The sequence below is a fragment of the Novosphingobium bradum genome (genome assembly GCF_042646485.1).
Lineage (GTDB): Bacteria > Pseudomonadota > Alphaproteobacteria > Sphingomonadales > Sphingomonadaceae > Novosphingobium > Novosphingobium bradum.
The window spans coordinates 337,748-364,214 of the sequence record NZ_JBHRTQ010000010.1; the positions used below are offsets into that span (position 1 = coordinate 337,748).

24 protein-coding genes are annotated in these 26,467 nt (G+C 69.0%); 14 read left to right on the forward strand and 10 right to left on the reverse strand.

The genetic code is table 11. The features are described from left to right. Positions 1-140: 140 nt before the first annotated feature. Together ACFOD9_RS12965 and galU are read right to left on the reverse strand one after the other, a co-directional pair. The gene (locus tag ACFOD9_RS12965) at positions 141-1,916 is read right to left on the reverse strand and encodes an SLC13 family permease (protein WP_379510536.1); all 1,776 of its coding nucleotides are present in this window, start codon (positions 1,914-1,916) and stop codon (positions 141-143) included. A gap of 180 nt (positions 1,917-2,096) precedes the next feature. Beyond that, the gene (gene galU, locus ACFOD9_RS12970; protein WP_379510537.1) at positions 2,097-2,978 is read right to left on the reverse strand and encodes a UTP--glucose-1-phosphate uridylyltransferase GalU; all 882 of its coding nucleotides are present in this window, start codon (positions 2,976-2,978) and stop codon (positions 2,097-2,099) included. A gap of 146 nt (positions 2,979-3,124) precedes the next feature. Here galU and murA point away from each other — a divergent pair, with 146 nt between their 5' ends. Beyond that, positions 3,125-4,408 carry a UDP-N-acetylglucosamine 1-carboxyvinyltransferase gene (gene murA / locus ACFOD9_RS12975; RefSeq protein WP_379510538.1) on the forward strand — a complete coding sequence of 428 codons (1,284 nt, stop codon included), beginning with the start codon at positions 3,125-3,127 and terminating at the stop codon, positions 4,406-4,408. A gap of 85 nt (positions 4,409-4,493) precedes the next feature. Further along, entirely contained in the window at positions 4,494-4,736 is a 243-nt protein-coding gene (locus ACFOD9_RS12980; protein WP_379510539.1) for a hypothetical protein, read from the forward strand. Here the strand turns inward: ACFOD9_RS12980 and ACFOD9_RS12985 are convergent. The 3 genes from ACFOD9_RS12985 to ACFOD9_RS12995 form a co-directional block, all read right to left on the reverse strand. Then, positions 4,730-4,981, reverse strand: a complete 252-nt coding sequence (locus ACFOD9_RS12985) for a ribbon-helix-helix domain-containing protein (protein WP_379510540.1) — start codon at positions 4,979-4,981, stop codon at positions 4,730-4,732. The genes ACFOD9_RS12980 and ACFOD9_RS12985 overlap by 7 nt on opposite strands. Further along, the gene (gene phbB / locus ACFOD9_RS12990) at positions 4,981-5,703 is read right to left on the reverse strand and encodes an acetoacetyl-CoA reductase (RefSeq protein ID WP_379510541.1); all 723 of its coding nucleotides are present in this window, start codon (positions 5,701-5,703) and stop codon (positions 4,981-4,983) included. Before phbB ends, ACFOD9_RS12985 begins: the two co-directional genes overlap by 1 nt. Positions 5,704-5,816: 113 nt before the next feature. Continuing rightward, a complete protein-coding gene (locus ACFOD9_RS12995) occupies positions 5,817-6,566 on the reverse strand; it encodes a hypothetical protein (protein WP_379510542.1) in 750 nt (249 codons plus the stop codon). Between the two features lie 371 nt (positions 6,567-6,937). Here ACFOD9_RS12995 and ACFOD9_RS13000 point away from each other — a divergent pair, with 371 nt between their 5' ends. The 10 genes from ACFOD9_RS13000 to ACFOD9_RS13045 all read left to right on the forward strand — a co-directional run bounded on the left by ACFOD9_RS13000 (position 6,938) and on the right by ACFOD9_RS13045 (position 19,270). Continuing rightward, positions 6,938-7,399: a DUF3576 domain-containing protein gene (locus ACFOD9_RS13000; protein ID WP_379510571.1), complete on the forward strand. Its 462-nt coding sequence runs from the start codon at positions 6,938-6,940 to the stop codon at positions 7,397-7,399. Positions 7,400-7,475: 76 nt separating this feature from the next. Further along, entirely contained in the window at positions 7,476-10,046 is a 2,571-nt protein-coding gene (gene leuS, locus ACFOD9_RS13005; protein ID WP_379510543.1) for a leucine--tRNA ligase, read from the forward strand. Next, positions 10,043-10,576 carry an LPS assembly lipoprotein LptE gene (gene lptE / locus ACFOD9_RS13010; RefSeq protein ID WP_379510544.1) on the forward strand — a complete coding sequence of 178 codons (534 nt, stop codon included), beginning with the start codon at positions 10,043-10,045 and terminating at the stop codon, positions 10,574-10,576. The genes leuS and lptE overlap by 4 nt, the downstream gene beginning before the upstream one ends. Before the next feature lie 10 nt (positions 10,577-10,586). Next, positions 10,587-11,618 carry a DNA polymerase III subunit delta gene (gene holA / locus ACFOD9_RS13015; RefSeq protein WP_379510545.1) on the forward strand — a complete coding sequence of 344 codons (1,032 nt, stop codon included), beginning with the start codon at positions 10,587-10,589 and terminating at the stop codon, positions 11,616-11,618. Between the two features lie 277 nt (positions 11,619-11,895). After that, positions 11,896-13,185 carry a sugar transferase gene (locus ACFOD9_RS13020; protein WP_379510546.1) on the forward strand — a complete coding sequence of 430 codons (1,290 nt, stop codon included), beginning with the start codon at positions 11,896-11,898 and terminating at the stop codon, positions 13,183-13,185. 190 nt (positions 13,186-13,375) lie between these two features. After that, the gene (locus ACFOD9_RS13025) at positions 13,376-13,546 is read left to right on the forward strand and encodes a hypothetical protein (RefSeq protein WP_379510547.1); all 171 of its coding nucleotides are present in this window, start codon (positions 13,376-13,378) and stop codon (positions 13,544-13,546) included. Positions 13,547-13,657: 111 nt separating this feature from the next. Continuing rightward, complete coding sequence (locus ACFOD9_RS13030; RefSeq protein WP_379510548.1) at positions 13,658-15,034, forward strand: O-antigen ligase family protein; 1,377 nt, start codon at positions 13,658-13,660, stop codon at positions 15,032-15,034. A 70-nt stretch (positions 15,035-15,104) separates the two neighbouring features. After that, positions 15,105-15,776: a polysaccharide biosynthesis/export family protein gene (locus ACFOD9_RS13035; RefSeq protein WP_379510549.1), complete on the forward strand. Its 672-nt coding sequence runs from the start codon at positions 15,105-15,107 to the stop codon at positions 15,774-15,776. A gap of 59 nt (positions 15,777-15,835) precedes the next feature. Continuing rightward, on the forward strand, positions 15,836-18,007 hold the full coding sequence (locus ACFOD9_RS13040) for a GumC family protein (RefSeq protein ID WP_379510550.1): 2,172 nt from the start codon (positions 15,836-15,838) through the stop codon (positions 18,005-18,007). A gap of 3 nt (positions 18,008-18,010) precedes the next feature. Then, on the forward strand, positions 18,011-19,270 hold the full coding sequence (locus tag ACFOD9_RS13045) for a tetratricopeptide repeat protein (RefSeq protein ID WP_379510551.1): 1,260 nt from the start codon (positions 18,011-18,013) through the stop codon (positions 19,268-19,270). Here ACFOD9_RS13045 and ACFOD9_RS13050 read toward each other — a convergent pair. From ACFOD9_RS13050 to ACFOD9_RS13070, 5 genes are all read right to left on the reverse strand, one after another. Further along, positions 19,248-19,808 carry a putative colanic acid biosynthesis acetyltransferase gene (locus ACFOD9_RS13050; protein ID WP_379510552.1) on the reverse strand — a complete coding sequence of 187 codons (561 nt, stop codon included), beginning with the start codon at positions 19,806-19,808 and terminating at the stop codon, positions 19,248-19,250. The two genes, ACFOD9_RS13045 and ACFOD9_RS13050, sit on opposite strands and share 23 nt — an antisense overlap. Beyond that, entirely contained in the window at positions 19,808-20,953 is a 1,146-nt protein-coding gene (locus ACFOD9_RS13055; protein ID WP_379510553.1) for a glycosyltransferase, read from the reverse strand. Before ACFOD9_RS13055 ends, ACFOD9_RS13050 begins: the two co-directional genes overlap by 1 nt. Beyond that, positions 20,950-22,464, reverse strand: coding sequence for an oligosaccharide repeat unit polymerase (locus ACFOD9_RS13060; protein WP_379510554.1), 1,515 nt, complete (start codon positions 22,462-22,464; stop codon positions 20,950-20,952). The genes ACFOD9_RS13055 and ACFOD9_RS13060 overlap by 4 nt, the downstream gene beginning before the upstream one ends. A gap of 143 nt (positions 22,465-22,607) precedes the next feature. Next, positions 22,608-23,240, reverse strand: a complete 633-nt coding sequence (locus ACFOD9_RS13065; RefSeq protein WP_379510555.1) for an LPS export ABC transporter periplasmic protein LptC — start codon at positions 23,238-23,240, stop codon at positions 22,608-22,610. A gap of 6 nt (positions 23,241-23,246) precedes the next feature. After that, a complete protein-coding gene (locus ACFOD9_RS13070) occupies positions 23,247-23,864 on the reverse strand; it encodes a ribonuclease D (protein WP_379510556.1) in 618 nt (205 codons plus the stop codon). 81 nt (positions 23,865-23,945) lie between these two features. Between ACFOD9_RS13070 and ung the strand changes: the two genes are divergently transcribed. Further along, on the forward strand, positions 23,946-24,626 hold the full coding sequence (ung, locus tag ACFOD9_RS13075; protein WP_379510557.1) for a uracil-DNA glycosylase: 681 nt from the start codon (positions 23,946-23,948) through the stop codon (positions 24,624-24,626). 452 nt (positions 24,627-25,078) lie between these two features. Continuing rightward, the coding region (locus ACFOD9_RS13080) for a VCBS domain-containing protein (RefSeq protein WP_379510558.1) at positions 25,079-26,467 on the forward strand (1,389 nt) is incomplete at its 3' end.

The window sequence follows — 26,467 nt, forward strand, 5'->3', positions numbered from 1 at the left end:
AGGGGGCGGCCACGAGCCGCCCTTTTCTTGGGTGGGAGGCAAGCCCCTGCCTTGGCGATGGGATGCCCGGGGCACTGGCCGGCTCCCGACTCTGGCCTTCGACTTCACTCTCAGCTCCGTCCCGGTCCTGCCGCCTCGCGCTAGCGCACGGGCCAGACCAGCAGGATCAGCGGGGTTCCCACCAGCAGCACCAGAGCCGAGAGCGGCGCGCCGAGGCGCGCGTAGTCGGAAAAGCGGTAGCCGCCGGGGCCGAAGACCAGAGTGTTGCACTGGTGGCCGATAGGGGTGAGGAAATCGCAGCCCGCGCCCACGGCGGTGGCGATGAGGAAGGCTTCGGGCCGGTAGCCGAGATCGTGGGCGAAAACCGCTGAGATCGGCGCCACCACCAGCACGGTCGCGGCATTGTTGAGAAACGGTGTCACCGCCATGGCCGCCACCAGGATCAGGCCGACCGCCGCCCAGGGCGGCAGCAGCGCGCCTAGCTGGGCAAGGCCCGAGGCCAGGACTTGCGAGGCGCCGCTGGTCCGCAGGCTGTCGCTGACCGGGATCAGGGCGCCCAGCATGATCAGGATCGACCAGTCGATCGCCTCGTAGGCGGCGCGCACCGGCAGGGTGCCGGCCACCACCACCGCGCCGGCCGCGGCGAAGAAGGCGATGGCCACCGGCACGGTCCCGCTGGCCGTGGCCGCCATGGCCGCGGCCAGGATCGCCAGCGGCAGCCAGCCGCGGCTGCGCTGGCCGAGCCGGATCGGGCGTTCGGCGAGCGGCAGGGTGCCCAGGTCCTTGAGCCGCTGGGGCAGGATCCCGCCCGGCCCCTGCAACACCACCACGTCGCCCGCGCGCAGGACGATCTCGGCCAGCTTGCGGTCCAGCCGTTCGCCCGCGCGCGAGATCGCGATCAGGTTCACCCCGTAGCGCTGGTGGAGGAAATAGCGGCCGGCAGCCTTGCCCACCAGCACCGAGCCGCGGGTGACGACCGCTTCGACCACCACGATCTCGTCGCGCTCGCTGCCTTCGGGCACGCGGCGGTCCTTGCCCTTCAGTGTCAGCCGATCGCGCGCGATGGCCTGGTGGAGCACGTCGGGTGGGCCTTCGAGGATCAGCGCGTCGCCCTCGCGCAGGCGGGCAAATGGGTGGACCGCGCCGCGCGTGCCGTTGCGAACGAGGCCGACGATGGCCAGTTCGCCCCCGTGGCGGCGGGCGAAGGCGCGGGTGGTTTCCCCGGCGGCGGCCGAGCCGGCCGGAATGCTGGCCTCGGTGATATAGGCGCCGACGTCCAGCGCTTCGGCAACCTGCGGCGCGGCGGCGCGCCCGGCGGGGATGAACCGGGCGGAAAAGCGCAGGAACACCAGGCCGACCAGCAGCAGGCCAAGCCCGGTCGGCAGGTAGTCGAACATCCCGAAGGGCTTGCCGGTCATTTCCATCCGCACCCGGCTGACGATGATGTTGGGCGAGGTACCGACCAGGGTCATCAGCCCGCCGAGCAGCGAGGCGAAGCTCATCGGCATGAGGAACAGCGACGGGCTGGCCCCGCGCCGCCGCGCCATCTGGACCGCGGCCGGCATCAGCATCGAGAGCGCGCCGACGTTCTTCACCAGCGCGGAGGCGAAACCGACCGTGCCGGTGAGCAGGACCAGTTCGGACTGGGCCGAGCGCACCCGCCCCGCCAGCAGGCTGAGCAGCAGTTCGACCTTGCCCGAGCGCTGGACCGCCGCCGAGATCACCAGGGCCGAGCCGACAATGACCACGATATCGTCGGAAAAGCCCGAGAAGGCATCGGCGGGCTTGACCACGCCAAGGGCGACTGCGGCGAGCAGGGCAATCCCGGCGCTGACATCGTAGCGGAAGCGATCCCACACGAAGAGCGCCATCATCCCGGCCAGGGTCAGGATCGAGAGCCACTGGGGGCCGGTCATCGCGCGCGGGCCTGCGCCGCTGCCGGCCGGTTCGGGAGGTTGGCTGCCTTTGCCATCCCGGTGCAACGCGCGAGGCGGGCAATCGGGTGCAGCGGGGGTGCTTATTCCGGCCGCGGCGGTGCGGCGGGGCTTCCCCTCCTCCAGCCTTCCCCGATGGCGAGGGGCATCATGCGCGGGCGGTCAGGCGAGCAGGCGCTGCATGATCGCGCGCACGTCGCTGGCCATGTCGGGGCGTTCGAGGGCGAGGGCGAGGGTGGCCTCGACGAAGCCGGTCTTGCTGCCGCAATCATAGCGCTTGCCGGCGAAGGTGACCGCGTGGAACGGCTGGGTGCCGATCATCCGGGCCATGGCGTCGGTGAGCTGGATTTCACCGCCGGCGCCCTTTTCCTGGCTTTCCAGGGTCCGCATGACCTCGGGCTGGAGAATGTAGCGGCCCGAGATGATCAGGTTGGAGGGCGCTTCTTCGCGCTTGGGCTTTTCCACCAGGCCGAGCACTTCGGTGAGCGCGCCGCCGAAGCCTTCAAGCCTCGCCCCGGGCGCGATCACGCCATAGCTGGAAACCTCGTCCTCCGGCACTTCCAGCACCGAGATCAGGTTGCCACCGACCTGGTCATAGGCCTCGACCATCTGCTTCATGCAGCCGGGCTGGCCGATCATCAGTTCATCGGGAAGGAAGATCGCGAAGGGTTCGTCGCCGACGATGGCCCGCGCACACCAGATCGCGTGGCCCAGCCCCTGGGGCACCTGCTGGCGCACGGTGACCAGGTTGCCCGGCTGGACCCGGGTGGGTTCGAGGATCTCCAGTTCCTTGCCGCGCCCGGTCATCGTGGTTTCGAGCTCGTAGGCCATGTCGAAATGCTCGACGATCGCGGTCTTGCCGCGGCCGGTCACGAAGATGAGCTGCTCGATCCCGGCCTCGCGCGCCTCGTCGACCGCGTACTGGATCAGCGGCCGGTCGATGATCGGCAGCATTTCCTTGGGGATGGCCTTGGTGGCGGGAAGAAAACGGGTGCCAAGGCCGGCAACGGGGAACACGGCCTTGCGGATCGGCTTGCGCGCCATGAGGGGATCAATTCCTGGGTTGTTTCGACAGGTATCGGCAAACGGGAGCGGCGACGCCGCCGCGCAGATAAACAGAAGTGATTTGCCGGCGCAATCGTCAACACCCGCCCATTGCGCGCCTTTCGCCGTGGCCCTAAACGTCGCCGATGGACAAGATCATCATCGAGGGGGGCAAGCGCCTGTCGGGGGCGCTGCCGATTTCCGGGGCCAAGAATTCGGCGCTCACGCTGCTGCCATGCGCCTTGCTGACCGACGAGCCGCTGACCCTGCGGAACCTGCCGCGCCTGGCCGATATCGACGGGTTCCAGCACCTGCTCAACCAGTTCGGCATTTCCACCACGATCGCGGGATCGCGCCCCGAGGATTTCGGCCGGGTGATGACCCTTGAGGCCACCCGGATCACCTCGTCGGTCGCGCCCTATGAACTGGTCCGCAAGATGCGCGCCTCGATCCTGGTGCTGGGGCCGATGCTGGCGCGCATGGGCGAGGCGACCGTTTCGCTCCCCGGCGGCTGCGCGATCGGCAACCGCCCGATCGACCTGCACTTGAAGGCGCTCGAAGCCCTGGGCGCCCAGATCGAGCTGGCCGCCGGCTATGTCCGCGCGATCGCGCCCGATGGCGGCCTGCCGGGCGGGCGCTATTCGTTCCCGGTGGTGTCGGTGGGGGCGACCGAGAACGCGCTGATGGCGGCCGTGCTGTGCCGGGGCAAGTCCACCCTCCACAATGCCGCGCGCGAGCCGGAAATCGTCGACCTGTGCCGGATGCTGGTGGCGATGGGCGCGCAGATCGAGGGGATCGGCACCTCCGATCTCACCATCCACGGCGTGCCGCGCCTGCACGGGGCGACCTACCGGGTAATGTCCGACCGGATCGAGGCCGGCTCCTATGCCTGCGCGGCGGCGATCACCGGGGGCGAGGTGACGCTCAAGCACGCCGTGGTCGAGGAGATGGAGGCCACGGTGCAGGCCTTGCGCGATGCCGGCGCCATCGTGGAACCGCGCGAGGACGGGCTTTATGTTGCCGCCGATGGCCCCTTGCGCGCGGTTACCCTCTCGACCGCGCCCTACCCCGGCTTTGCCACCGATATGCAGGCGCAATTGATGGCCATGTTGTGCCTGGCCGAAGGCTCCTCGGTGCTGACCGAGACGATATTCGAGAACCGCTATATGCACGTGCCCGAGCTGAACCGCATGGGCGCGCATATCGAGACCAAGGGGCGCACGGCGGTGGTCCATGGCGTCAAGCGGCTGACCGGGGCGGAAGTGATGGCGACCGACCTGCGCGCCTCGATGAGCCTGGTGATCGCTGGCCTCGCCGCCGAAGGGGAGACCCAGGTCCACCGGCTCTATCACCTCGATCGCGGCTATGAGCGGCTGGAGGAAAAGCTGGCGCTGATCGGCGCGCAGGTGGAGCGCGTCGGCGGGGATTGAGCCTTCGGGGGCGCTGGCCGGGAACCAGGGCGGCGGTTTCGCGTGTTGGGGATGAAGCGTTCATTCCCGACCAGGAGATATCCCGATGGCTCTGCTCAAGCTCGCGTTCGTCGGCGTGGCGGCCTATGGCCTTTATCGCTATGCCTGCAAGGAGAAGGCCGTTTCCGGCCATGCCGCCTTTGCCAGCGGCGAAACCTCGGGCGAGAATTTTTCCCAGGTCCGCAATGCCGGGCCGGAGGGCATGAAGAGCGATCCGCCCAGGTGGGACAAGGCTGACGAGGCCAGCGACGAAAGCTTCCCGGCCAGCGACCCGCCTTCGACCTATTGAGGCGCCTCGTCCTGCCCCGCGACCAGCCAGACGCGGATCGCGCTGGCGAGGCCGGGGGGATGTTTGGCCTCCAGCCGCGCGGCGTCGATCCGGGCGACGAGCGCGTTGAGCGGGACGCCATGCGCGGCGGCGGCGGCCTTGAGCCGGTCCCAGAACACCGGCTCAAGGCTGATCGAGGTCTTGTGCCCGGCGATCTCGACCGAGCGTTTCACGGGTGGGTGGAAGATTGCCGAGGGGTGGCCCATCAATACATATGCTGCCCGCCGTTGATCGACATGGTCGACCCGGTCATGAAGCCGGCCTCCTCCGAGGCGAGGAAGGTGACGCCGCGGGCGATTTCCTCGGCGTGGCCGAGCCGGCCGACCGGGATCTTCGCCACGATCTTTTCCAGCACCGGCGCGGGCACGGCGGCGACCATGTCGGTATCGACATAGCCCGGGGCGATGGCATTGACCGTGACGCCGAACTTGGCGCCTTCCTGGGCGAGAGCCTTGGTGAAGCCGTGGATGCCCGATTTCGCGGCGGCATAGTTGACCTGGCCATATTGCCCGGACTGGCCATTGACCGAGCCGATGTTGATGATCCGGCCCCAGCCGCGTTCGCGCATCCCGGGGAAGGTGGCCTTGGCCATGTTGAAGCAGCCGCCCAGGTTGATCCGCATGACCTCGTTCCAGTCCTCGAAGCTCATCCGGTGGAGGACCGCATCGCGGGTGATGCCGGCATTGTTGACGACAATGTCGATCGGCCCATGCTCGGCGGCGATGTCGTTGCAGTTGTGGATGCAGAATTCATGGTCGCCCACGTCCCAGCGATAGGCGGGGATGCCGGTTTCGGCGGTGAACTGGCGGGCGGATTCGATATTGCCGGCATAGTTGGCGACGACGGTCACGCCCTTGGCCTGCAAGGCGAGGCAGATGGCCTTGCCGATGCCGCGCGTTCCGCCGGTAACCACTGCGACCCGTCCCATATCCTGCCCCTTCGGTATGATTTCCGATTGGCGCCGAGGCTAGGAAACCGGCAGGGGGCTGACAAGCCGGCCAGCCGCAATCCATACGAATTTACTGGCAGTGGGACGCTGGATCAGAAGCGGAACTGGGTGCCGACGTAGACCGCCTGGCCATCCTTCTGGCCATCGATCACCGGGACCATGCGATCGCGCTCCTGCGAATAGCGGACGCCGGCGGTGACGTTGAGATTGCCGGTGACCCGGTAGGAGCCGCCGACATCCACGGTCTGCTCGCCATTGCCTTCCAGGGTGCGCGGCGCCCGCCCGGTCTTCTCGCGTTCGTCGAAGGCGATGCGGGCGTTGAGGCGCGAGGGTTCGTCGGCATCGGCGACGGCCGCCGCGGCGGCCGTCGAGCGCAGCTTGAAGCTGGAGAAGTCGGGCAGGTCTCCCCGGCGCTGTTCGCCCGCCAGGCTGAAGTTCTGGAAGCCGCGCGCCACGCCCAGGCTGTAGGCGGTGGGCGCGATCCGCAGCGCGGCGAGGCTTGCCGCGCTGTCGCGCGGCGCACGCACCAGGATGGCCTGGGCGCCGACCGCATCGACGCGCACCGCCACGGTGACCGAGCGATCCGGCCGCGTGGCGCTGCCGGCGGGGGTGAAGTGGAAGATCTGCCCCCCGGTTAGCCCGGGCACGGTGATCGAGCGGGCGAGGCGCGGATCGACGCGCGCCGGCAGGAAATTGGCCATGCTGGCATGGGCATCGAGCCCCCCGCTGTCGGCGGCGCCGAAATCGCTGGCAAAGGCGAGCACGGCGCTGGGCAGCGCGAGCAGGCACACGGCGCCGGCCAGCAGCATGGCGGGGCTTGCGGCCCCCGATTGTCCCTTCATGGCTGCCATCAGCGTGAAAATCCGCGCTCCATCATCGGCCCGATGATGCCATGCCGGGGCTGGACGATGACCGAACAGCGCGGGCCGGGAATCTCGGGGCAGGCGGAGTCGTAGCACATTGCGTGGCCGATTTCTGCACTTCGTTGCCGACCGGCGGCGGGGGAGCAGGTGGCGGGCCGGCCGGCCCGGGCGTTCATGACCGGTTCAAGGCGGGTGGCGGCACAGGCAGGGGCCAAGTCAACGCCCCTTGTCGCCCCCGGTTCGGCGGCTATAGAGGCTCGACAGCATCTGGCCAGCGGCCAAGCGACGACAGGAATGTAGCGACGATGACTTCCTTCAGCACTTCCGGCATCAGCACTTCCGGCCGGTCCATGCCCAGCCGCATCTTCGCCCGCCGCCTGGCGCGCACGGTCGGCACCCTTGGCTTGGCCGTTGCCCTGTCGGCCAGCCTGGGCGGTTGCGGCAAGAAGGAGCGGCCCAGGGCCGATCTCGCCGCCTCGAAGGTGACCACGATCGGGGTCAATTCCTATCTGTGGCGCGCCTCGCTCGATGCGCTCTCGTTCATGCCGCTGCTTCAGACCGACAGCGCGGGCGGGGTGATCGTGACCGACTGGTACGCCAATCCCAGCAATCCGGGCGAGCGGGTGAAGGTCACCGTGACCATCCTCGACCAGGACCTGCGGGCCGATGCCCTGCGCGTGGCGGCCAGCCGCCAGGTCGCGCAGAACGGGGCGTGGATCGATGCACCGGTCCAGGCCGCGACCGTGCAGCGGCTCGAAGACATCATCCTCACCAAGGCGCGCGACCTGCGCCGCCAGGCGATCTCGGGCTGATCCGCCCGAACCGGGCGGCCGGGGCTGATCGCGCCGGCCTCTCGACAAGCGGAGCGGACAGGCTAGAGGGACGGCCATGACTGGCACTTCCTCAGACCTGCGGCCTTCCGACGCCCGTTTCGATTCCGCCTCCGCCGACCTGCGCTGGCAGCGCGTCTGGGATGAGCGGCAGACCTTCCGCGCCGACGACGGCAGCGCCAAGCCGCGCTCCTACGTGCTCGAGATGTTTCCCTATCCTTCGGGGCGCATCCACATCGGCCACGTCCGCAACTACACCATGGGCGACGTGCTGGCCCGGGCCAAGCGGATGCAGGGCTTCGAGGTGCTCCACCCGATGGGCTGGGACGCCTTCGGGATGCCGGCCGAAAACGCCGCGATGGAAAAGGGCGTCCACCCCGGCGGCTGGACCCGTGACAATATCGCCAACATGAAGGCGCAGCTGAAGCGCCTGGGCTTCGCGCTCGACTGGAGCCGCGAGATCGCCACCTGCGAGCCGGAATACTACGGCCACGAGCAGGCGCTGTTCCTTGATCTCTATGCCTCGGACCTTGTCTATCGCAAGGAATCGGCGGTGAACTGGGACCCGGTCGACATGACCGTGCTGGCCAACGAGCAGGTGATCGACGGGCGCGGCTGGCGGTCTGGCGCCCTGGTCGAACGGCGCAAGCTGTCCCAGTGGTTCCTCAGGATTACCGACTTCGCCGACGAATTGCTCGAAGGGCTGGGCACCCTCGACAAGTGGCCCGAAAAGGTCCGGGTCATGCAGGAGAACTGGATCGGCAAGAGCCAGGGGCTGCAGTTCCGCTTCGATCTTTCCACCGGCGAGGGGCTGGAGGTCTATACCACCCGGCCCGACACGATCTTCGGCGCGAGCTTCGTGGCCGTGGCCGCCGATCACCCGGTGGCCCAGGCGGTGGCGGCGGGCAATCCGGCCGCGCAGGACTTCATCGCCCTGTGCAAGCAGGGCGGGACCACGGCGGCCGAACTGGAAACCGCCGAGAAGCTGGGCTTCGATACCGGCATCACCGCGCGCCATCCCTTCACCGGCGCGGCCTTGCCGGTCTACATCGCCAACTTCGTGCTGATGGACTATGGCACCGGGGCGATCATGGCCGTGCCCGGGCACGACCAGCGCGATTTCGATTTCGCCACCAAGTATGGCCTCCCCATCACCCGCGTGATCGCCGCCAGCGCCGCGGAGGCCGACCGGCCCTTTGGCAATGAGGCCGAGGCAGGCGACGGGATCTGCGTCCATTCCGGGTTCCTCGATGGCATGGCCGTGGTCGACGCCAAGGCGGCGGTGATCGCGCGGGCCGAAAGCGAAGGCTGGGGCGAGGGCAAGACGGTGTGGCGCCTGCGCGACTGGGGGGTGAGCCGCCAGCGCTACTGGGGCACGCCGATCCCCTTCATCCATTGCGAGATCTGCGGCGTGGTGCCGGTGCCCAAGAAGCACCTGCCGGTGACCCTGCCCGAGGATGTGAGCTTCGACGTGCCCGGCAACCCGCTGGACCGCCACCCCACCTGGAAGCACGTGGACTGCCCGCAGTGCGGCAAGCCCGCGCGGCGCGAGACCGATACGCTCGACACCTTCGTCGACAGCTCGTGGTATTTCCTGCGCTTCGCCAGCCAGCCGGCGGACCGGCCGTTCGATCCCGAAGAGATCAAGCGCTGGCTGCCGGTGGAGCAATATATCGGCGGGATCGAGCACGCGATCCTCCACCTGCTCTACGCCCGCTTCTGGACCCGCGCCCTGGCGCGGATCGGCAAGCTGGAGGTGACCGAGCCCTTCGCCAGCCTGTTCACGCAAGGCATGGTCACGCATGAGACCTACGAGCGGCGCAACCCGGAGAACGGCCAGCCGCTGTTCTTCTCGCCCGCCGAGGTGGAGCGCAGCGGCGATGGCGCGACGCTCAGGGCCGATGGCCAGCCGGTGGAGGTCGGCCGGGTCATCAAGATGTCGAAGTCGAAGAAGAACGTGGTCGATCCCGACGAGATCGTGGCCCGCCATGGCGCCGACGCGATTCGCTGGTTCATGCTGTCGGACAGCCCGCCCGAGCGCGACCTGCCGTGGTCGGAAGCCGGGATCGAGGGCTGCGCGCGGTTCGTCCAGCGCTTGTGGCGTCTGTTCGGTCAGGAAGGCGCGGGCGGTGCCGGCGCCGATGCGCATGAGGACAAGGCGCTCGACCGGAAGGTGCACCAGACCGTCGACGGTGTCGCAAAGGACATTGAGGCGCTCTCCTTTAACAAGGCAGTGGCGCGAATCTACGAGCTTGCTGCCGTGATCGAGAAGGCTGGTTATTCGGCCAGTCGCACCAATGCGATCCGCACACTACTCAAGATCGTGTCTCCGATGATGCCGCACCTCGCCGAAGAGGCATGGGCGAAAAACACCTTCGGCAGTTTGGGCCTCGTAGCCGACGCGTCGTGGCCGGCCGTCGATCCGGCCTTGCTGGTGGATGACGAGGTGACCATCGCGGTCCAGGTGAACGGCAAGCTGCGCGATACGCTGGTGGTCGCCAAGGGCAGCGACAAGGCTGCGCTGGAGGCGCTGGCGCTCGCCAGCGCCAAGGTCCAGGCCGCACTTGGCGGCGGCGCGGCGAAGAAGGTGATTGTCGTTCCGGACCGGCTCGTTAACGTGGTCGCATGAAGCATCTTGCCGCCGCCCTCCTGCTTGGCCTGGCCGCCACGTCTCTTGGCGGCTGCGGCCTCCAGCCGCTCTATGCCGGCGGGGGCAGCGGCGCGGTGGCGCAGGGGCTGGCGGCGGTCGAGGTGCCGGCGATCGAGGGCAAGGCCGGCTGGCTCGTCCGCAATGCCCTGAACGATCGGCTTTCCGCCGCCGGCCGCGGCGGTACGCCGCGCTACCGGCTCGACGTCCGCCTCGATGACCGCCTCGAAGGCTTCGGCCTGCTCGCCGACGATACCGTCGGGCGGGAGCGGCGCACGCTGCGGGCGCGCTACCAGTTGGTCAATCTCGCCGATGGCCGGATCGTCTACGATGCGACCGCCGGGGCCGATGCGGGGATCGACGTGGTCAGTTCCGAATATGCGACTATCGCGGCCGAGCAGACCGCGCTCGAAAACCTCTCGCGCGAGGTGGCCGACCGGATCGTGACCGCGCTCGCGCTGCAGCTGCGCGCCGGCGCCGCGCAGCCCCAGCCCCAGACCCAGCGCCCCTAGGGCCCGGCGGGTGAAGGCGAACCAGCGGGATTTCGCGCGCACGGCGGACCAGGCGGTGCGCAAGGCCCGCTACTTCTTCTTCTGCGGGCCGGACGAGGCCGGCGTGCAGGATGCGGTTGACCTGATCGCCGGCCTCCTGCCCGATCCGGGCGAGCGGATCGATTTCACCGGGGCCGAACTGAAGCGCGATCCGGTGCGGCTGGGCGACGAGGCGCGGTCGGTCTCGCTGTTCGGCGGCCCACGGCATATCGTGGTGCGCGCGGCCGGCGACGAGGTGGCCGAGGCGGTGGAGATTCTGGTCGGCGGCACGGCCCCGGCCTGCCCGGTGCTGATCGCCGCGCCCGGCGCGACCGACAAGGCGAAGGCGGCCAAGCTGCTGGCCGACCGCGACGATGGCCTGGTCGTGGTGTTCTGGCCGCCGGACGCGCGCAGCGTGGCGGCGACCGTGCGTGAGCTGGCCGATCGGGCGGGCCTGCGGCTCGATACCGCGCTGGCCGAGCGGATCGCCCGTGCCGCCAATCTCGATACGCGCATCGCCGCGTCCGAGGTGGCCAAGCTGGCGGTCTATCTCGACGCCAGCCCGCAAAGCCCTCGAACGGCCGATGCCGCCGCCTTCGAGGCGATCGGCGCGAGCACGGCGGAGGATGGCATGATGGCCATCGTCAATGCCGTGCTGGGCGGGGAGGCGGCGCGCCTCGGCCCGGAGCTCGATCGGCTGCGCCAGATCGGGCTGAACCCGGTGGCGGTCCTGCTGGCCTTCGAGCGGCGGGTGGCGCAACTGGCCGGCCTTTCGGCCAGGCTGGGCGCGGGCGGCAACGTGCGCGCCCTGATCGAGGCGGAGAAGGCGGCGCGCCGGATCAACTGGAAGGACGAGGGCGATCTCAAGGCGCAACTGGCGATCTGGCGCGGCCGGCGGCTGGAGCGGCTGGTCGCCAAGATCGCCGGGCTGCACCGCCAGTTGCTGAGCCACAGCCAGGATGCCGAACTCCTCCTGGCCCAAGGCCTGGCCGAAATCGCCCGTGCATCTTCGTCCCGAAATTGATCCATTTCGGAACTAGGTAAACCTACGGGACTGCAGTAAGGCTTATTCCGGCCATACGCAGGACTTGCCGCCGGTGACAGGGTGTCGCGGCGCAAGTTCGGCGCGGCAGAGGGGCCATGCGGGTTCCTGGACTTGCCGTTTCGGAGGGATCTCGGCGAGAACTGATGTGAACGTCCTGCTTCGCACCCCAGCCCAGCGGCCAGCGCATCTGCATCAGCAGCCCCTCGGCGCGATTCGTTCGCTCGAACGCCGCCGCCTGCAATGCTACCTTGGCGTGATGTGCGCCGACATCGCGCTGCTGTTCGGCGCCTTCTGCCTCGCGGGCTGGCTCTATCTCGGGCAGTCGGGGGTCGCGGCCAGCCTGCTGCTGGCGCAATTGATCCTGCCGGCCTTCCTGACGATCGCGCTCTACAATGGCGCCTATGGCCTGCGCGCCCTGCAGGACTGGGAGTGGGCCGCCGTCCGCAGCGCCATGGCCCTGTGCCTGTCGTGGGCGGTGGTGCTGTTCATCGCCTTCTACACCCGTTCGGCGAACGAATTCTCGCGCGTGGCCTTCACGCTGGGCGTGCTTTTCGCGGCCCTGGCCCTGGCCTGGGGGCGGGCGCAGATGCGCGCCTTCGTCCGCTGGCGTTGCGGGGCCAGCGTGATCAACGAGTTGGTCATCGACGATGGCGGCCCGGCGCTCGACCTTCCCGGGGTGACCACGCTCGACGCGGCACGCCATGGTCTGGCTCCCGAACTGTCCGACCCGGTCGCGCTGGACCGGATCGGGTTCGTGTTGCGCCATGTCGACCGGGTTCTGGTGACCTGCCCGCCCCAGCGTCGGCGCGCCTGGGCCTTGTTGCTCAAGGGCGCCAACATCGAGGGCGAGGTCATCGACGATGCAGTGATCGAGCTGGGCGCCCGGGGCGCGCGCCAGGCCGGCGGGCGGGGATTGCTGCTGGTTTCGCTGGGGCCGCTTGAACTGCGCGCACGGGCGATGAAGCGCGCGTTCGACCTGGCCGTGGCCCTGGGCGCGCTGATCGCGCTGGCGCCGCTGCTGGTTCTCGTCGCATTGGCGGTGGTGCTGGAGGATGGCGGGCCGGCCCTGTTCGTGCAGCGCCGGATGGGGCGGGGCAATATGTTCTTCCCGATGTACAAGTTCCGCTCGATGGCCGTGTCCGGCGGGGACCGCGACGGCGCCCGGTCGACCGGGCGCGACGATGGCCGGGTGACCCGGGTCGGGCGGCTGATCCGCCGCACCAGCATCGACGAGCTGCCCCAGCTCATCAATGTCCTGCTGGGCGACATGAGCATCGTTGGTCCGCGTCCGCACGCGATCGGCTCGCAGGCTGGCGAGAAGCTGTTCTGGGAGGTCGACGACCGCTACTGGCTGCGCCACGCGCTGAAGCCGGGGCTGACCGGCCTCGCCCAGGTGCGGGGCTTGCGCGGCACGACCGAGCACGAATCGGACCTGGCCAACCGGCTCGATGCCGATCTCGAATACCTCCACGGCTGGTCGCTGTGGCGCGATCTGCGGATCCTGTTCGCCACGGCCAAGGTGCTGGTGCACGAACGCGCCTATTGAGCGGGCCTGCCGGGCAGGCCATGTACCGCGCCGCGGGGTGCCCGGAGGCAGGGTCAATCGGTAGCCGTGAGTCGCTTCACTGTCCGGGCATGAAACATCATTGAAGCCCTGGCCGCGAATACTAGAAATCTGTTGCCTTGGTCGTTGGTGGCGTGATATCCGTCTCGATCAAGGTTCAAGGGGAAAGTTAATGGCCAAGAAAGTCTTGATCGGTCTGGCGGTGGTCGGGCTCATGGCCGGTGGCTTGGCTTCGGGCGCGATCCGGTCCGGTGTGCTGACCACGCCTCCCGATTGCTCCGATCCCGCCAATGCCACGAAGCCCGCTTGCGCGACGAACTACACCAATTCCAGCAGGGGTTGAGAGCCCGATTTCACCCCGTCTGGCGGTGTTCGAGAAGCCCCCGTTCGGGGGCTTTTTTCTGTTAGGGGGCTGGTCGTTCTTGAGGGGCGGATCGTTTTGGGGGGAACCGGCATGACGATCTTGCCGGCAGGAAAGGCCGGGCGCGAGGGGGAGCGGGCGATGGCGGTCGTGGCCCTGGCCAGCGCCATGTTTCTGGGCGGCGGCGGAACGCCATCGCCGTTGACCGAACTGGCGCTGCAACTGCTCTTCGCGGCGATATTCGGCCTGTGGCTGGTCGTGGCCGGCAAGGTTCCGGGGGTGGCCTTGCGCCCGGTGCTGGGGCTGTGTGGTCTGCTCCTGGTCCTGCCGCTGGTCCAGTTGGTGCCGCTCCCCCCGGTCCTGTGGCACGCGTTGCCCGGCCGTTCGCTCGAACGGGCCGCATTGGACCTGGTGGGGGCCGCCGAAACCTGGCGTCCGTGGAGCCTGGCTCCCGCCCGCACGACCAATGCGGCGCTCGCACTCGTCCCGCCGGCGATGATGCTGCTGATGACCGCGACCCTCGATCGGCGGGGGCGGTCGGCCCTGGTGCTGGTGATCGCCGGGGGCGCCTTCCTGACCATTCTGGTCGGCGCGGCGCAGGCGGCGGGCGGGCCGGCCAACCCGCTGCGCTTTTACGCGCCCGAAGCCGCTTACCTCAGCGGCTTCCAGGCGAACCACAACAGCACGGCCGATGTCCTGCTGATCGGCATGGTGGCCTTTTCCGCGGTCGTGCGGGACTGGCGGGAAGTGACCGCGCGCAAGCGGACGGGGCATCTCCCGGCGGCGATCCTCGCGGTGGGGGTGGGCCTGCTGTCGCTCGGGGTGTTCCTGACCGCTTCGCGCGCCGGGACAGCCCTGCTCCCGGTCGCCTGGATCGCGGTGCTTGCCCTGACCCGGCCGCTTTGGCCGGCATCGCTGCCGCGCATCGCGGCGGTTGCCGGGGGCTGCGCGGTGGCCGCGGCGGTGGCCGTTTTCGTGCTGCGGGACAATGCCGTGGTCGGCCAGGTCCTGGCGCGCTATGATTTCAGCGGTGAAGTGCGGCCGCGTCTGTGGGGCGACAGCCTGGCGGTGGCACAAACCTATTTCCCCCTTGGTGCGGGCATGGGGGCCTTCATCCCGGTCTACATGGCCGGTGAACGGCTGGAGGCGGTTGGCCTGGCCCTGCCCAACCGCGCCCACAACGACCTCCTCGAACTGGTGATCGAAGCCGGGGTTCCTGGCCTGGTGGTGCTTGCCGCGATCGTCGCGATCCTGGGGCGGTTGGCCCGCGAGCGCCTGCGCGATCCCGATCCCGTGGTTCGGCGCCAAGCTATTTTCGCCCTTGCCGGATTTACTATTGTTGCGCTGCACTCGCAAGTTGACTACCCTTTGCGCTCGATATCATTGGCGTGCATGGCTGCCGCATTGGCGGGGCTGCTCGTGCCGGGGGTGAGGGGTGCGCGAGGCGCTGATGGCCCGGGCAAAATCTGAGGATTGGTGCATGATACGATGCCGCGCTGCGTTGTCGGTGAGGGCCGGCGCCGTTCTGGCTCCGGCTGCCATGGGTGCCCTCCTGGTGGCGACCCTGTCGGGCTGCGCCACGTCGGGGCCAAGCCCTTTCCCGACGGGGGGCGCCGCCTATGGCGTGGTGCCCGAGAAGGCAGTGCCCGATGCCGCCGCCGATACGATCCGGCCGGGCGACCGGCTGGCGATCCGGGTATTTGGCGAGCCGGAGCTGTCGGCTGACAACTATGTGGTCGATGCGCGCGGCTACATCCAGGTTCCGCTGCTGGGTGAAGTCATCGCCATGCAGCAGAGCCCGCGGGCGCTGGCCGTAGAGATCGAGCGCCGGCTCCAGGCGCGCTATGTGAAGGATGCCAGCGTCACGGTCAGCCTCATGGACCGCACGCAGGCAACCTTCGCGGTCGAGGGTGACGTGAACCAGCCGGGTGTCTATCCGGCCCATCCCGGTTCGACCCTGCTCTCCGCCATGGCCATGGCCAGGAGCCCGACCAAGTCGGCCCAGCTCAGCGAGGTGATCGTGCTGCGCCGGATCAACGGCGAGCGCGCTGGAGCGCGGTTCAACCTGGTCGACATTCGCCGCGGCCGGGCGGCAGATCCGCAGATCCTGGCGGGTGACACGGTGGTCGTGACCAATGCCGCGATCAAGTCGGCCTGGCGCGATTTCCTGCAGTCGACGCCGGTCTTCAACATCTTCTATCTCATCAAGTAGAGGCGGGAACCGCAGTCGTGGCCACACTCCACCATACCGAAGAGCCCCTGCCTCGCCGCATGGCGATCGTCGCGGCCGATGAGCCGCTGCTGCCGGCCCTGGTTTCCACCGGGTTCGACCTGCGCCACCTGCTGGCGACCGTCCGGGCCAACCTGGTCCTGATCGCCGGCATCGTGGCCATGGCGGTCGCCTTCGCGGTGGTGGCCACCCTGTTGCAGACCCCGCGCTATACCGCGACCGCCACGCTCCAGATCAACGATGCCTCGGGCCGTGTGTTCAAGGACGAGGGCAGTGATCCGTCCGCCGAAATGCCCGGCTGGGATATCGACCGCAATCTCAAGACCCAGGTCGACATCCTCAAGAGCCGGGCGCTCGCCCAGCGCGTGGTGCAGAAGCTCAAGTTGGCCGACAACCCGCAGTTCTTCCTGTCGCAGGAGGTGCCGGTGCCCGAGCGTGGACGGCCCGCCGCCGCGGTCAATGCGTTGGCGATCGGGCTGTTGCAGCAGGGCCTCGCGGTTACGCCGCCGCGCGATTCGCGCATCGTCTCGATCGCCTGGGAGAGCACCGATCCGCGAATGTCGGCGCTGATCGCCAGCACCTATGCCTCCGAATTCATCCAGGCGAACCTCCAGCGCAAGTTCGAGAGTTCCGCTTACGCCCGCAATTTCATCGGCGAACAATTGGCCGAGACCAAGAAGCGGCTTGCGGCCTCGGAGCGGGCGGTCAACGACTATGCCCGCGGCAACGGCCTCATCCAGTTGAGGAACTCCGGCGGCGGCGACGGGAAGGGCAGCGAGGGCGGCGCCAGTTTGGTGACCACCAGCAGCCTGTTGCAGATCAACCAGGCGGCCAACGAGGCCACCTCGCGGCGGATCAGCGCCGAATCCCGCCTGCGCGCGATTTCCGACAAGGCCCTCTTGAGTACACCCGAGGTGCTCAACAACGGGACCGTGGCGGCACTGCTCCAGCAGCGCTCGACCGCGCGGGCCGAGCTCCAGCAGGAGCGGGCGCGCCATCTGGACGGTTATCCCACGGTGGTCGCCAAGGCCGCGCAGGTGGCTGCGCTGGATCGCCAGATCAGCGAGGCCGCCATGGCGGTTAAGCAGTCGATCCTGGCCGACTACCAGGCGGCCCAGTCCGCGGAGGAGCGGCTGACCGCGCAGGTCAACACGCTCAAGAGCGACACCCTGGGCGAACAGGACCGCACCGTGCAGTACAGCCTGCTCGCGCGCGAGGCCGACACCAACCGCCAGCTCTACGATGGCCTGCTCCAGCGCTACAAGGAGCTGAACGCCTCGGCCGGCATCAGCCTGAGCAACATCGCGATCATCGATACCGCCGAGGTGCCGAATTCGCCCTCTTCGCCGAACCTGTTCCGCAACCTCCTGATCGCCATCGCGGTGGGCTCGGTTTTGGCCGCGGGCACGGTCTTCCTCAAGACTCAGTTCGACGATTCGATCCGCGCCCCCGACGATGTCGAGAGCAAGTGCGACCTGCCCCTGCTCGGCGTGGTTCCCCGTGCGGTCGACAAGGATCCGGCAGCGGCGATGGAAGATCCCAAGTCGCCAATTTCCGAGGCCTACAATTCGCTGCGTGGTTCGTTGCTCTATTCCACTTCGGAAGGCCTGCCCCAGGTCGTCCTGGTGACCAGCGCCCAGCCGGCGGAGGGCAAGACCACAACGAGCCTGGCCGTTGCCGCCAGCTTCGCGCGGATGGGCAAGTCGGTCCTGTTGATCGACGCCGACCTGCGCCGTCCCACGCTGCATCGGCAGGTGGGGTCGCGCAACGAGCGGGGCCTGAGCTCACTGCTGACCTCGAAGGATCCGCTCGATTCGGCCATCGTGCCCTCGGGCCAGGCCAACCTCATGCTGCTGACCTCGGGCGCGATCCCGCCGAGCCCGACCGAGCTGGTGTCAGGCGTCCGTCTGGAGCAGGTCGTGCAGGAGGCGGCCCAGCGCTTCGACCTGGTCATCATCGACAGCCCGCCGGTTCTCGGGCTGGCCGATGCGCCGATCATGGCGCCACTGGTCGATGGGGTCATCTTCGTGATCGAGGCAGGCCGCAGCCGGCGCGGTTCGCTGAAGGCGGCCTTGCGCCGTCTGCGCGCGATGCGCCCGATCATCCTGGGCGCCGTTCTGACCAAGTTCGATCCGGCCAAGTCCGGCAACGGCTATTCCGAATACTACGGCTACGAATACTTCCAGTACGGCACCGCCGCAGCGAAGGACTGATCGGTGGCGGCGCGGCTCCTGGCCCGCCCCCTGCCGTCCGGTTTCGCGGCGCGGCTGGCCGGGATCCTGGGCACGGTGCTGTTCGCCGCGGCCGCGGTGGCGGGCGGGGCGGATCGGTTGTCGGTCAACCGGCCGCCATGGGAACGGTTGGTCCCCGATCTCTTCGCCGATAACGCCTGGCGCATTCGTGGCCTGGTGGCCTTGCAGGTGGGCGACAGCGGGACGGCGCTGGTCGCGGCCCGGGCGGCCATGCGGTCTGGCCCGGTCGAGCCGGGTAGCGCGGAGTTGCTGGGCGCGGCGTGGCGTCTCGCCGGCCAGCCCGATGCGGCCGAGCGCGCCTATCGCGTGGCCGGGCAGACCGGCTGGCGCCGCCCGGAGACCCAGGCCTACTGGATCGACCGTTCGATCGACCGGGGCGACTACCGGGCGGCGGCGCGGTGGCTCGACGCCCGGCTTCGCCTGCGCGCCCAGGCGGCGGGCGATCCCGCGCTGATGGCGCCGTTCGAGCTGGACCCCAGGGCGCGGGCCGCCTTTGTCGAGCGGCTCGCCGCCCGCCCACCCTGGTTCGAGGCCTATCCCGGCGCCTATGCGGCGCTGCCGGTGGCCCAGCTTCGCGCGCGCGCGCAGATCCTGCGCGACCTGTCCCGGCGGGCGGGTCCGATCGGTTGCGGGGCGGTCGGTGGGCTGGCCTCGGCCCTCGTCGACCATGGCCTGGCTGGCGAGGGTGATGCGCTCTGGCGCGCCGGCTGTATTGGCCGGGGCGGCGAACGGGGCGGCGATCAGCTTGGCGACGGCACGTTCGCGGCGGTCGACCTGGCGCGGCGCGACAGTGTGTTTTCGTGGTGGGCGCCGGCCGATAGCGCGGTCGGTACATTCGTGGACAATCACGCCCCGCCGGGCGCGCCGCGGCTGGTGGTGTCCAACGCGGCGCCCTTCGTGCGCGAGGTATTGACCCGGATGGTCTATCTGCCGGCCGGCGCCTATCGCCTCCAGTGGCAGGCGATCGGCGCGGATGGCCGGGGGAGCGAGCGGGTGTCCGCCGTTCTCGACTGCCGCGCGGGAGCCGGTGAGCCGCTGGTGGCGCGCATCGACCCCCGCACCGGCCTGGCGATGGCCGAGGTGGCGGTGGACGGCGAATGCCCCACGCGGTGGCTGAGTTTTCGCATGGCCCCCGGCGACGGTGAGCTGCGCTTCGGCAATGTCCGGATGACCCCGGTCGGCCCGGGCACCGTCGGCCGGTTCAGTCCGGGTCGCGGGTCTTGAGGAGTTGCGCGGGGTTGCCGGTATAAATGCCGCCTTGCTGCGCGTCGGTGAACAGGGCCGCGCGCGCGCCGAGCACCGACCGGTCGCCCATGGTCACCCCGGGGCCGACGAACGCTTCGGCGGCAACCCAGCAGCCCTGGCCGATGACGATCGGGCGCAGCACCAGCTGGAAGTGGGGATCGCGGATGTCGTGGCTGCTGGCGCACAGGTGGGCGCGCTGCGAGATCACCGTCCGGGCGCCGATCGTGATGTGCCCCTGATTGTAGAGCCGGGTGCCGGGGCCGACGAGCACCTGTTCGCCCAGGGTGAGGTTGCGTGGGTTCCAGATCACGACGCTGGCGTGGACGCGCGCGCCCTTGCCGATCCGTGCACCGAAGACGGCGAGGACCAGCCGGCGCCAGGGGTGGAGCGGCGGCGGGGTGAAGCGCGCCAGCACCAGCCAGGTGGCCATCCAGGCGGCGCGGAACAGGCGATTGCCGAGCGAAAAGCTGGCGCCGCCTTCGAGGGGGCGGGTGTCGCGGGCATCGAGCAGGCTCATCAGACCGCGCTCCGTGGGGTGGCGGCCGCCGGCCGGGCCTGGGCATAGATCCGGGTCCAGGCCGCCGCGACCGCCTCGCGCGAGAAGTGCTGGCGGGCGCAGGCGCTGGCGGATGCGGCCATGGCGCGCCACGGGCCATCGTCGAGCGCCAGGGCGCGCTCGATGGCCTCGGCCAGGGCCGGGGCGCCGGTGCCGCATTCCAGCGCCGCTCCCGTGGCGAAGCCGGCCGGTAGATTGCACTGCGCGGTCATGATCGTGGGCGCCGCGCTGGCCCAGGCTTCAAGCATCGCCATCGGCAGGCCTTCGCTGAGCGAGGGGAGGATCACGAAGCGGGCCTGTTCGATCAGGGCCTGCTTGGTTTCGCCGAACACCGGGCCGAGGAACTCGACCGACCCGTCGGCGTGCGCGATTGCACGGCGCAGCGCATCGACCGCCGGTTGTTCGCCCCAGCCGGCAATGGCCAGCCGGGCGCCGGCGGGCTTGCGCGCGTGCGCCCAACCGTCGACCAGCGCGGCGAGGTTTTTCTTGGCGTGGATCCGCCCGATATAGACGATGACCGGGCCAGGCGCGGGGCCGGCGGCGCGAGGGCGCGGGTCCGGCCCGGCATTGGGCACGACCTGGCTGTCGGTCCGGCCAGTTTCCCGGGCGATGTCGTGGGCTTCGCGCTCGGTCAGGGCGTGGAAGGCCGTGGCCCGGCGCCAGTTGCGCCGCTCGTAGCCAAGGCGCGCCAGGGCCTTCTTGTGCGTGCCGCGCGCGGTGATCCAGGGATCGAGCATCCCGTGGGGTGAAATGAAATAGGGCCGGCCGGTCCGCGCGGCCCAGGCGCTGGCGGCGGCCGACGGATACATCCAGATGCCATGCAGGTGGAGGCAATCGAGCTGGCCCTGCGCCAGGGCGCGGCCCAGCCCCGGCGCGAAGCCGACCAGCCGCGGCCCGACCACCGCGCAGGTCGTCACCGGGGTGGGGCCGAACCGGCCGCGATCCGTTTCGGCATGGGCATCGTCGAGGGCGAAGACCTGCGGTTCGGCCCCCATCGCGCGCAGCATGGCGGCGTGGGTGACCACGGCCTCGAACACGCCGCCGCCCAGGCGCGATGCGGAGGCAGTGACCAGGCCGATCCGCAAGCCTGCCACCGACACGGTCATCCGCCGGAATCGGCGGCGCCGGCCCGGGCCAGCGCCAGGCGGCGGCGGCGCACGGCGGGCGGCAGTCCGGCCAGCAGGTCGGCCCGGCGGGCAGGACGAGTATCCGCCCCGGGCGCCCCGGCGGCATCGCGCACGTCGGATGCATTGGCGGCGGCCACCCCCCGGACCGCCGATGCGGCGCGCCGCGCGGCGCCGGCAATGTCCGCCGCGCTCGGCAGGCCCTTCAGCCGGGCGATCACGAACCACACCGCGATCGGGGTGAAATAGACCCCGATCGTTCGCGCCATGGTCAGCAGGCTGCCATCGCGGAAGCCCACGATGAGGGTCGAGACGAGGATCATGTAGCAGGCCACGCGCCAGGTGGTCTGCGGCCGGGAGACGAAATTGCGGTAGGCCTTGCCGAGCAGGCCACCCCACAGGGCGCACCACATGACCACCCCGATCCAGCCCAGGGCATACCATCCCTCGCCCGGTAGCGATCGGGTCATGCCGATCGGGAAGCCGTAGTCGAACAACCTGATCCGCCGCAGCGGCTCGCCGACCGGCTTTTCGCTCCACCATATCCGCGGGATCGGCTCGGTGAAGACCTGCAGGTTGTCGAGGAAATAGTCGTAGGTGCCCGACCGCTGCGGAACGACGTAGACCAGGTACTCGAAGAACTCCATGTTGGCGAAGTCCATCCCGTAGAGGAAGAACTGGTCTTCCTCGGGGCGTTCCTCGATACGCGCGCCCTGTTCCAGGCCGGTGACCTGGCGGATCGTGGCCCCGCGGTCGGCGCCGACCATGTTGAACGCGGCCAGCAGCGCCACGGCCGCCAGGAGCAGGCCCAGCCGCGGCACCTTCTGGCGCCGGTCGTAGAGGTAGAACAGGCCGGTGGCGACAATTGCCGTGACGAACGGCCCGCGCCCGCCGGTCCCGGCCCGCGTCAGGGCGAATCCGGCGAGTGGCAGGAGCGAATAGAGGCGGAAACGCATCAGCCAGGCGATCAGCGCGCAGAGTGTGACCGCCATCATCTGCAAGTCCACCACATAGCCGTTGTTGATGGTATTGATGGCCACTCCGGTCTGGCGGTCCAGCGTCAGGCCGGTGTAGATATTGTCGGCGCCAAAGCTGCGGGACAGCGAATAGAGCGCTGGCGGCCCGGCCAACACCACCACCCAGCCGAAGATCCGGGCCAGCCTGCGTCGCTCCTCCGCGATGGCGGCGGTGGGCGTGAAACGCATCGGCAAGTTGCCGACCCTGAGGCAGCATAGCGCGAAGACCAGGAACCCCAGGTTCGACGCGGCGATGACCGTGATCTTGTCGCTCAGCGAAGGGGTGAACTGGTAGACCCGGGATATCGCGTCATGGCCGGCGAAATGGACCATAATCGGCCGGATCACGAAAACCAGCCCGTGAAAGGCCAGGTAGGTGGTAAAGGGGTGGAACAGGCTGAATAGCGGGCTACGCAGAAACCAGGCCCCTACTCCGAGAAAGCAGAGCAGCGAGAAGCCGAGCACGATAAGGTACATTCAATGGCTCCTGCGTGACTGGCCCGTGCAGTGCATTGACCGCGTCTGTGCACCGGGCCACCGGCCTTGTCCATCCGGTTGAGCCATCCCGGCTTGCGGGCAGGGGGTGGCGCCAGCTGCGCGCCGGGCGCCGGCGACCTCGCTCAGGGCTTGCCCTGCATGGTCAGCCGGGCGCGGCCGTCGAGCGCGATGGTGCGGTTCTCGAGGTCGACCCTGAGCCGATCGGCGCTGAAGGTTCCGCTCGGCGCCGAGCCCGATACTCCGCCCGCGCCTGTGACGACCTGGGTCTTGAGATCGAGATCGACCCCGCTGGTGGCCAGGCGGTAGCCGTCGGCGGTGCCGAATTCGAGGCGACCGGGTATGGCCATGGCATTGCGGTCGAGATCGAAGGTCGCCGCCTGGGACTTGATGGTCGCCGGTCCGTCCTTCAGGAGGATCGAGGCGGTGAGATCGGCCAGTTGCACCTGGGCGACCTGGGCCGATTTCTGGATCGCGCTGCCCGCGGTGACCGAGAATGGCCGGCCGCGACTGTCCTCGCCGCGATAGATCGCGTTGTTGACCCGCAGACGTTCCTCGGTGGTGGCCACCTTGTTGCGATCGAGCAGGAAGCTGATCTCGCCGCGCGGGAACAGCGGCGCGACCACCATGACCGCGAGCACCGCGCCGATGCCGGCGGGGAGCAGGATCGCCAGCCAGCGCACCAGCCGGTCATGCGAACCGCCGGGCAGGGCGAAGTGGCGCCTGCGGTCGCGGAGAAGATCGGCCTCGCGGGTCATCCGGGGTCACTCGTGGCTGAAGATGTCCTTCTCCGCCCAGCCGGCCAGGTCCAGCCGGGCGCGCATGGGCAGGAAGTCGAAGCAGGCCTGGGCCATTTCCGTCCGTCCTTCGCGGGCCAGCCGTTCGACCAGGATCGCGTGCATGGCGTGGAGATGGCGCACGTCGGAGGCGGCATATTCGGCCTGGGCGTCGGTCAGCGTGGGGGCGCCCCAGTCGCTCGACTGCTGCTGCTTGGAGATTTCCTTGCCCAGCAGCTCGCGCACCAGGTCCTTGAGGCCATGCCGGTCGGTATAGGTGCGGACCAGCTTGCTGGCGATCTTGGTGCAGAACACCGGCGCGGCGACCACGCCCAGGTAATGCTCGATCGCGGCGAGGTCGAACCGGGCGAAGTGATAGAGCTTGAGCCGCGCCGGATCGGCCAGGACCGCCTTCAGATTGGGCGCGGCAAAGGCCGAGCCGGGATTGAAGCGGACGAGATGCTCGTCGCCCCGGCCATCGGATATCTGGACCACGCACAGCCGGTCACGCGGTGTGATGAGGCCCATGGTCTCGGTGTCGACAGCGACCGGACCCGGCGCGAGGACGCCGGCGGGGAGATCTTCTTCGTGGAGATGGACAGCCATTGTGCCCTCGTGCTTAGCCGCATCGGCCGGAATGCGAAAGCCCCGGCGATCGGCCTGAGCGGTTTCGAGGAGAGTGTTGCGGTGCTGCGGGACATTCCGGCAAGCTGGCGCGCGGCGCTCGCCCCCGTGGTGGACGCACCTGGTGCCGGCCGCCTGGCCGCCTTTCTCGACAGCGAGGATGCGGCCGGAAAGGTGCTCCACCCCCCGCGCGGTGAGCGGTTCGCCGCCCTGGCGCTGACCCCGCTGGACACGGTCAGGGTGGTGATCCTCGGGCAGGATCCCTACCACGGCCCCGGCCAGGCCCATGGCCTCAGCTTCTCGGTCCGGCCGGGTGTGAAGGTTCCGCCGAGCCTGTGCAACATCCACAAGGAGCTCGAGGCCGACCTCGGCATTGCCCGGCCCGATCATGGCAACCTGGCGAACTGGGCGCGCCAGGGGGTGCTGCTGCTCAATGCCGCGCTGACGGTCGAGCAGGGCCGCGCCGGCTCGCACGCGGGCAAGGGCTGGGAGGCGATCACCGATGCGGTGGTGGCCGCCGTGGCCGCGAAGCGCGAGCCTTGCGTGTTCCTGCTGTGGGGCAATCACGCCCGCAAGAAGGCCCTGGCCGTTCCCGGCCTCACCCATTCCCGCCATCTCGTGCTGACCGCGCCCCACCCGAGCCCGCTTTCGGCCCGCGCCGGGTTTTTCGGTTGCCGCCATTTCAGCAAGGCCAACGCCTTCCTCGAAAGCCATGGCCGCGGGGCGATCGACTGGCGCCCCTGACGGCGCGGCTGCTGCTTCGCGTCGCTGCGCGTCGGAGACGAATCGCGCCTTCGCGACCCCGCTCGCAAGTTGCGGTTAACCACGTTTGTTGACCCATGGTGGGGCGCATTTCCACAACGGCAATCGCTGGCGCCGGATCGGGCCAACCCTGGCGCCAGTGCGCCGGAAAACTGCGAAATCGGTGCAATATACGGAGAAATCGGAACAATCTTTTCGTATCAGGGCAGCCTATCGCTGCAGCTGTGGCCGAGGTTGCCCGGGAGAAGTGTCCATATCCGTGACACTACTTAAATTTACGGTCGAATTGATTGCAATTAACCGGGCGCGCTGGTAGCCATTAACCGGGTTCAAAGCGGCCATCGAGCCGTGGGGCAAAACAGCAAACTCTGAATTGAACAGCGCATACCCTGGGTGCGGCCACTGCCGCGCGCGGGGCAGAAGGGGCATTGAGCATGGCGACGACACTTCCGTATACGAAGACCACCGGGCAATCAGGCAGCGTGACCCTGGCCAGCGGCGTCGTCCAGCCCTATTCCGGCAAGGCTCTCTATTCCTTCGGCAATGGCGCCGACAGCTATGACTTCACCGCCAGGGGCGGCATCTCCAGCGACTGGAACCTGATCTCGGGGGGCAACGGCTCCGACACGATCAAGGGTAGCACCTTCAGCGACATCATCTGGGGGGACGGCCTGGGCAGCTTCTCCAGCTCCGACAATGATTCGGGCCGCTTCTCCTCCGACAATGGTTCGGACTATCTCTCCGGCGGTGACGGCAACGACCAGATCCATGGAGGCAACGGCGCCGACGTTCTCCAGGGCGATCGCGGCGCCGACGTCCTGTGGGGCGATCGCGGCGGCGACACCTTCAAGTATGTCCTCGTCAGCGATTCCAGCGCGACTGTCCTTGGCGCCTGGTCGTCCGCCACTGGCGACGTGATCAGCGATTTCAACGCCTCTGAAGGTGACCGGGTCGATCTCTCGGCCATCGCGCTCAGCGGCGCCGGCGGCAATATGCTGACATGGGGTTCGGGCGCGGGTGCTCACCGCGTGTGGACCAGCGGCGGCTTCCTCTATGCCGACACCAATGGTGACAATGTCGCCGACCTGGCGATCAAGGTCGGCGGCATCACCGCCAATTCGTTCATCGGCGTGAACCACGATCCGGTGGGCGTGAATGACACCAGGACCGGCAACGAGGACGCGGTCCTCACCGGCAACCTGCGCACGAATGACAGCGATTCTGATGGCGATACGCTGTCCTACGCCGTGGTCGGCACCGCCCCGGCCGGCCTGACCCTGAACACCAACGGCACCTACAGCTTCAACGCCGGCCATGCCGACTACCAGCACCTCGCCCTGGGTGCGGTCCAGGTCATCACCACCACGGTGAAGGTGACCGACGGCCATGGCGGCGAGGCCACCGAGACCCTGAAGATCACCCTCACCGGCACCAACGATGCCCCGGTGATCACCAGCGCTGCCCAGTCGGGCAGCGTGGCCGAGGATGGCACGCTGGTCGCCACCGGCCAGATCACCGCCACCGACGTCGACGATGGCGCGACCAGGAGCTTCTCGGGCAATGCGGCCGGCACCTACGGGTCCTTCGCGGTCAACGCCGCGACCGGCGCCTGGACCTACACGCTCGACAACGCGGGCCAGCAGAACCTCGCCGAGGGCGTGAGCCATACCGAGACTTTCACCGTCACCGTGACCGATGACAAGGGCGGCACGGCGACCCAGGCCGTGTCGGTCACCGTCACCGGCGCCAACGACGGCCCGACGATCGTGGCGGAGGACACTCTGGCCACGGGCGCGGTGAAGGAGGATGTCATCTTCACCGCC

Bases quoted from the DNA above. Each gene is read 5' to 3' on its own strand.
- ACFOD9_RS12965 (WP_379510536.1), bottom strand. From the start codon at position 1,916: ATGACCGGCCCCCAGTGGCTCTCGATCCTGACCCTGGCCGGGATGATG.
- galU (WP_379510537.1), bottom strand. From the start codon at position 2,978: ATGGCGCGCAAGCCGATCCGCAAGGCCGTGTTCCCCGTTGCCGGCCTT.
- murA (WP_379510538.1), top strand. From the start codon at position 3,125: ATGGACAAGATCATCATCGAGGGGGGCAAGCGCCTGTCGGGGGCGCTG.
- ACFOD9_RS12980 (WP_379510539.1), top strand. From the start codon at position 4,494: ATGGCTCTGCTCAAGCTCGCGTTCGTCGGCGTGGCGGCCTATGGCCTT.
- ACFOD9_RS12985 (WP_379510540.1), bottom strand. From the start codon at position 4,981: ATGGGCCACCCCTCGGCAATCTTCCACCCACCCGTGAAACGCTCGGTC.
- phbB (WP_379510541.1), bottom strand. From the start codon at position 5,703: ATGGGACGGGTCGCAGTGGTTACCGGCGGAACGCGCGGCATCGGCAAG.
- ACFOD9_RS12995 (WP_379510542.1), bottom strand. From the start codon at position 6,566: ATGAAGGGACAATCGGGGGCCGCAAGCCCCGCCATGCTGCTGGCCGGC.
- ACFOD9_RS13000 (WP_379510571.1), top strand. From the start codon at position 6,938: ATGCCCAGCCGCATCTTCGCCCGCCGCCTGGCGCGCACGGTCGGCACC.
- leuS (WP_379510543.1), top strand. From the start codon at position 7,476: ATGACTGGCACTTCCTCAGACCTGCGGCCTTCCGACGCCCGTTTCGAT.
- lptE (WP_379510544.1), top strand. From the start codon at position 10,043: ATGAAGCATCTTGCCGCCGCCCTCCTGCTTGGCCTGGCCGCCACGTCT.
- ACFOD9_RS13020 (WP_379510546.1), top strand. From the start codon at position 11,896: ATGTGCGCCGACATCGCGCTGCTGTTCGGCGCCTTCTGCCTCGCGGGC.
- ACFOD9_RS13025 (WP_379510547.1), top strand. From the start codon at position 13,376: ATGGCCAAGAAAGTCTTGATCGGTCTGGCGGTGGTCGGGCTCATGGCC.
- ACFOD9_RS13030 (WP_379510548.1), top strand. From the start codon at position 13,658: ATGACGATCTTGCCGGCAGGAAAGGCCGGGCGCGAGGGGGAGCGGGCG.
- ACFOD9_RS13035 (WP_379510549.1), top strand. From the start codon at position 15,105: ATGGGTGCCCTCCTGGTGGCGACCCTGTCGGGCTGCGCCACGTCGGGG.
- ACFOD9_RS13040 (WP_379510550.1), top strand. From the start codon at position 15,836: ATGGCGATCGTCGCGGCCGATGAGCCGCTGCTGCCGGCCCTGGTTTCC.
- ACFOD9_RS13050 (WP_379510552.1), bottom strand. From the start codon at position 19,808: ATGAGCCTGCTCGATGCCCGCGACACCCGCCCCCTCGAAGGCGGCGCC.
- ACFOD9_RS13055 (WP_379510553.1), bottom strand. From the start codon at position 20,953: ATGACCGTGTCGGTGGCAGGCTTGCGGATCGGCCTGGTCACTGCCTCC.
- ACFOD9_RS13060 (WP_379510554.1), bottom strand. From the start codon at position 22,464: ATGTACCTTATCGTGCTCGGCTTCTCGCTGCTCTGCTTTCTCGGAGTA.
- ACFOD9_RS13065 (WP_379510555.1), bottom strand. From the start codon at position 23,240: ATGACCCGCGAGGCCGATCTTCTCCGCGACCGCAGGCGCCACTTCGCC.
- ACFOD9_RS13070 (WP_379510556.1), bottom strand. From the start codon at position 23,864: ATGGCTGTCCATCTCCACGAAGAAGATCTCCCCGCCGGCGTCCTCGCG.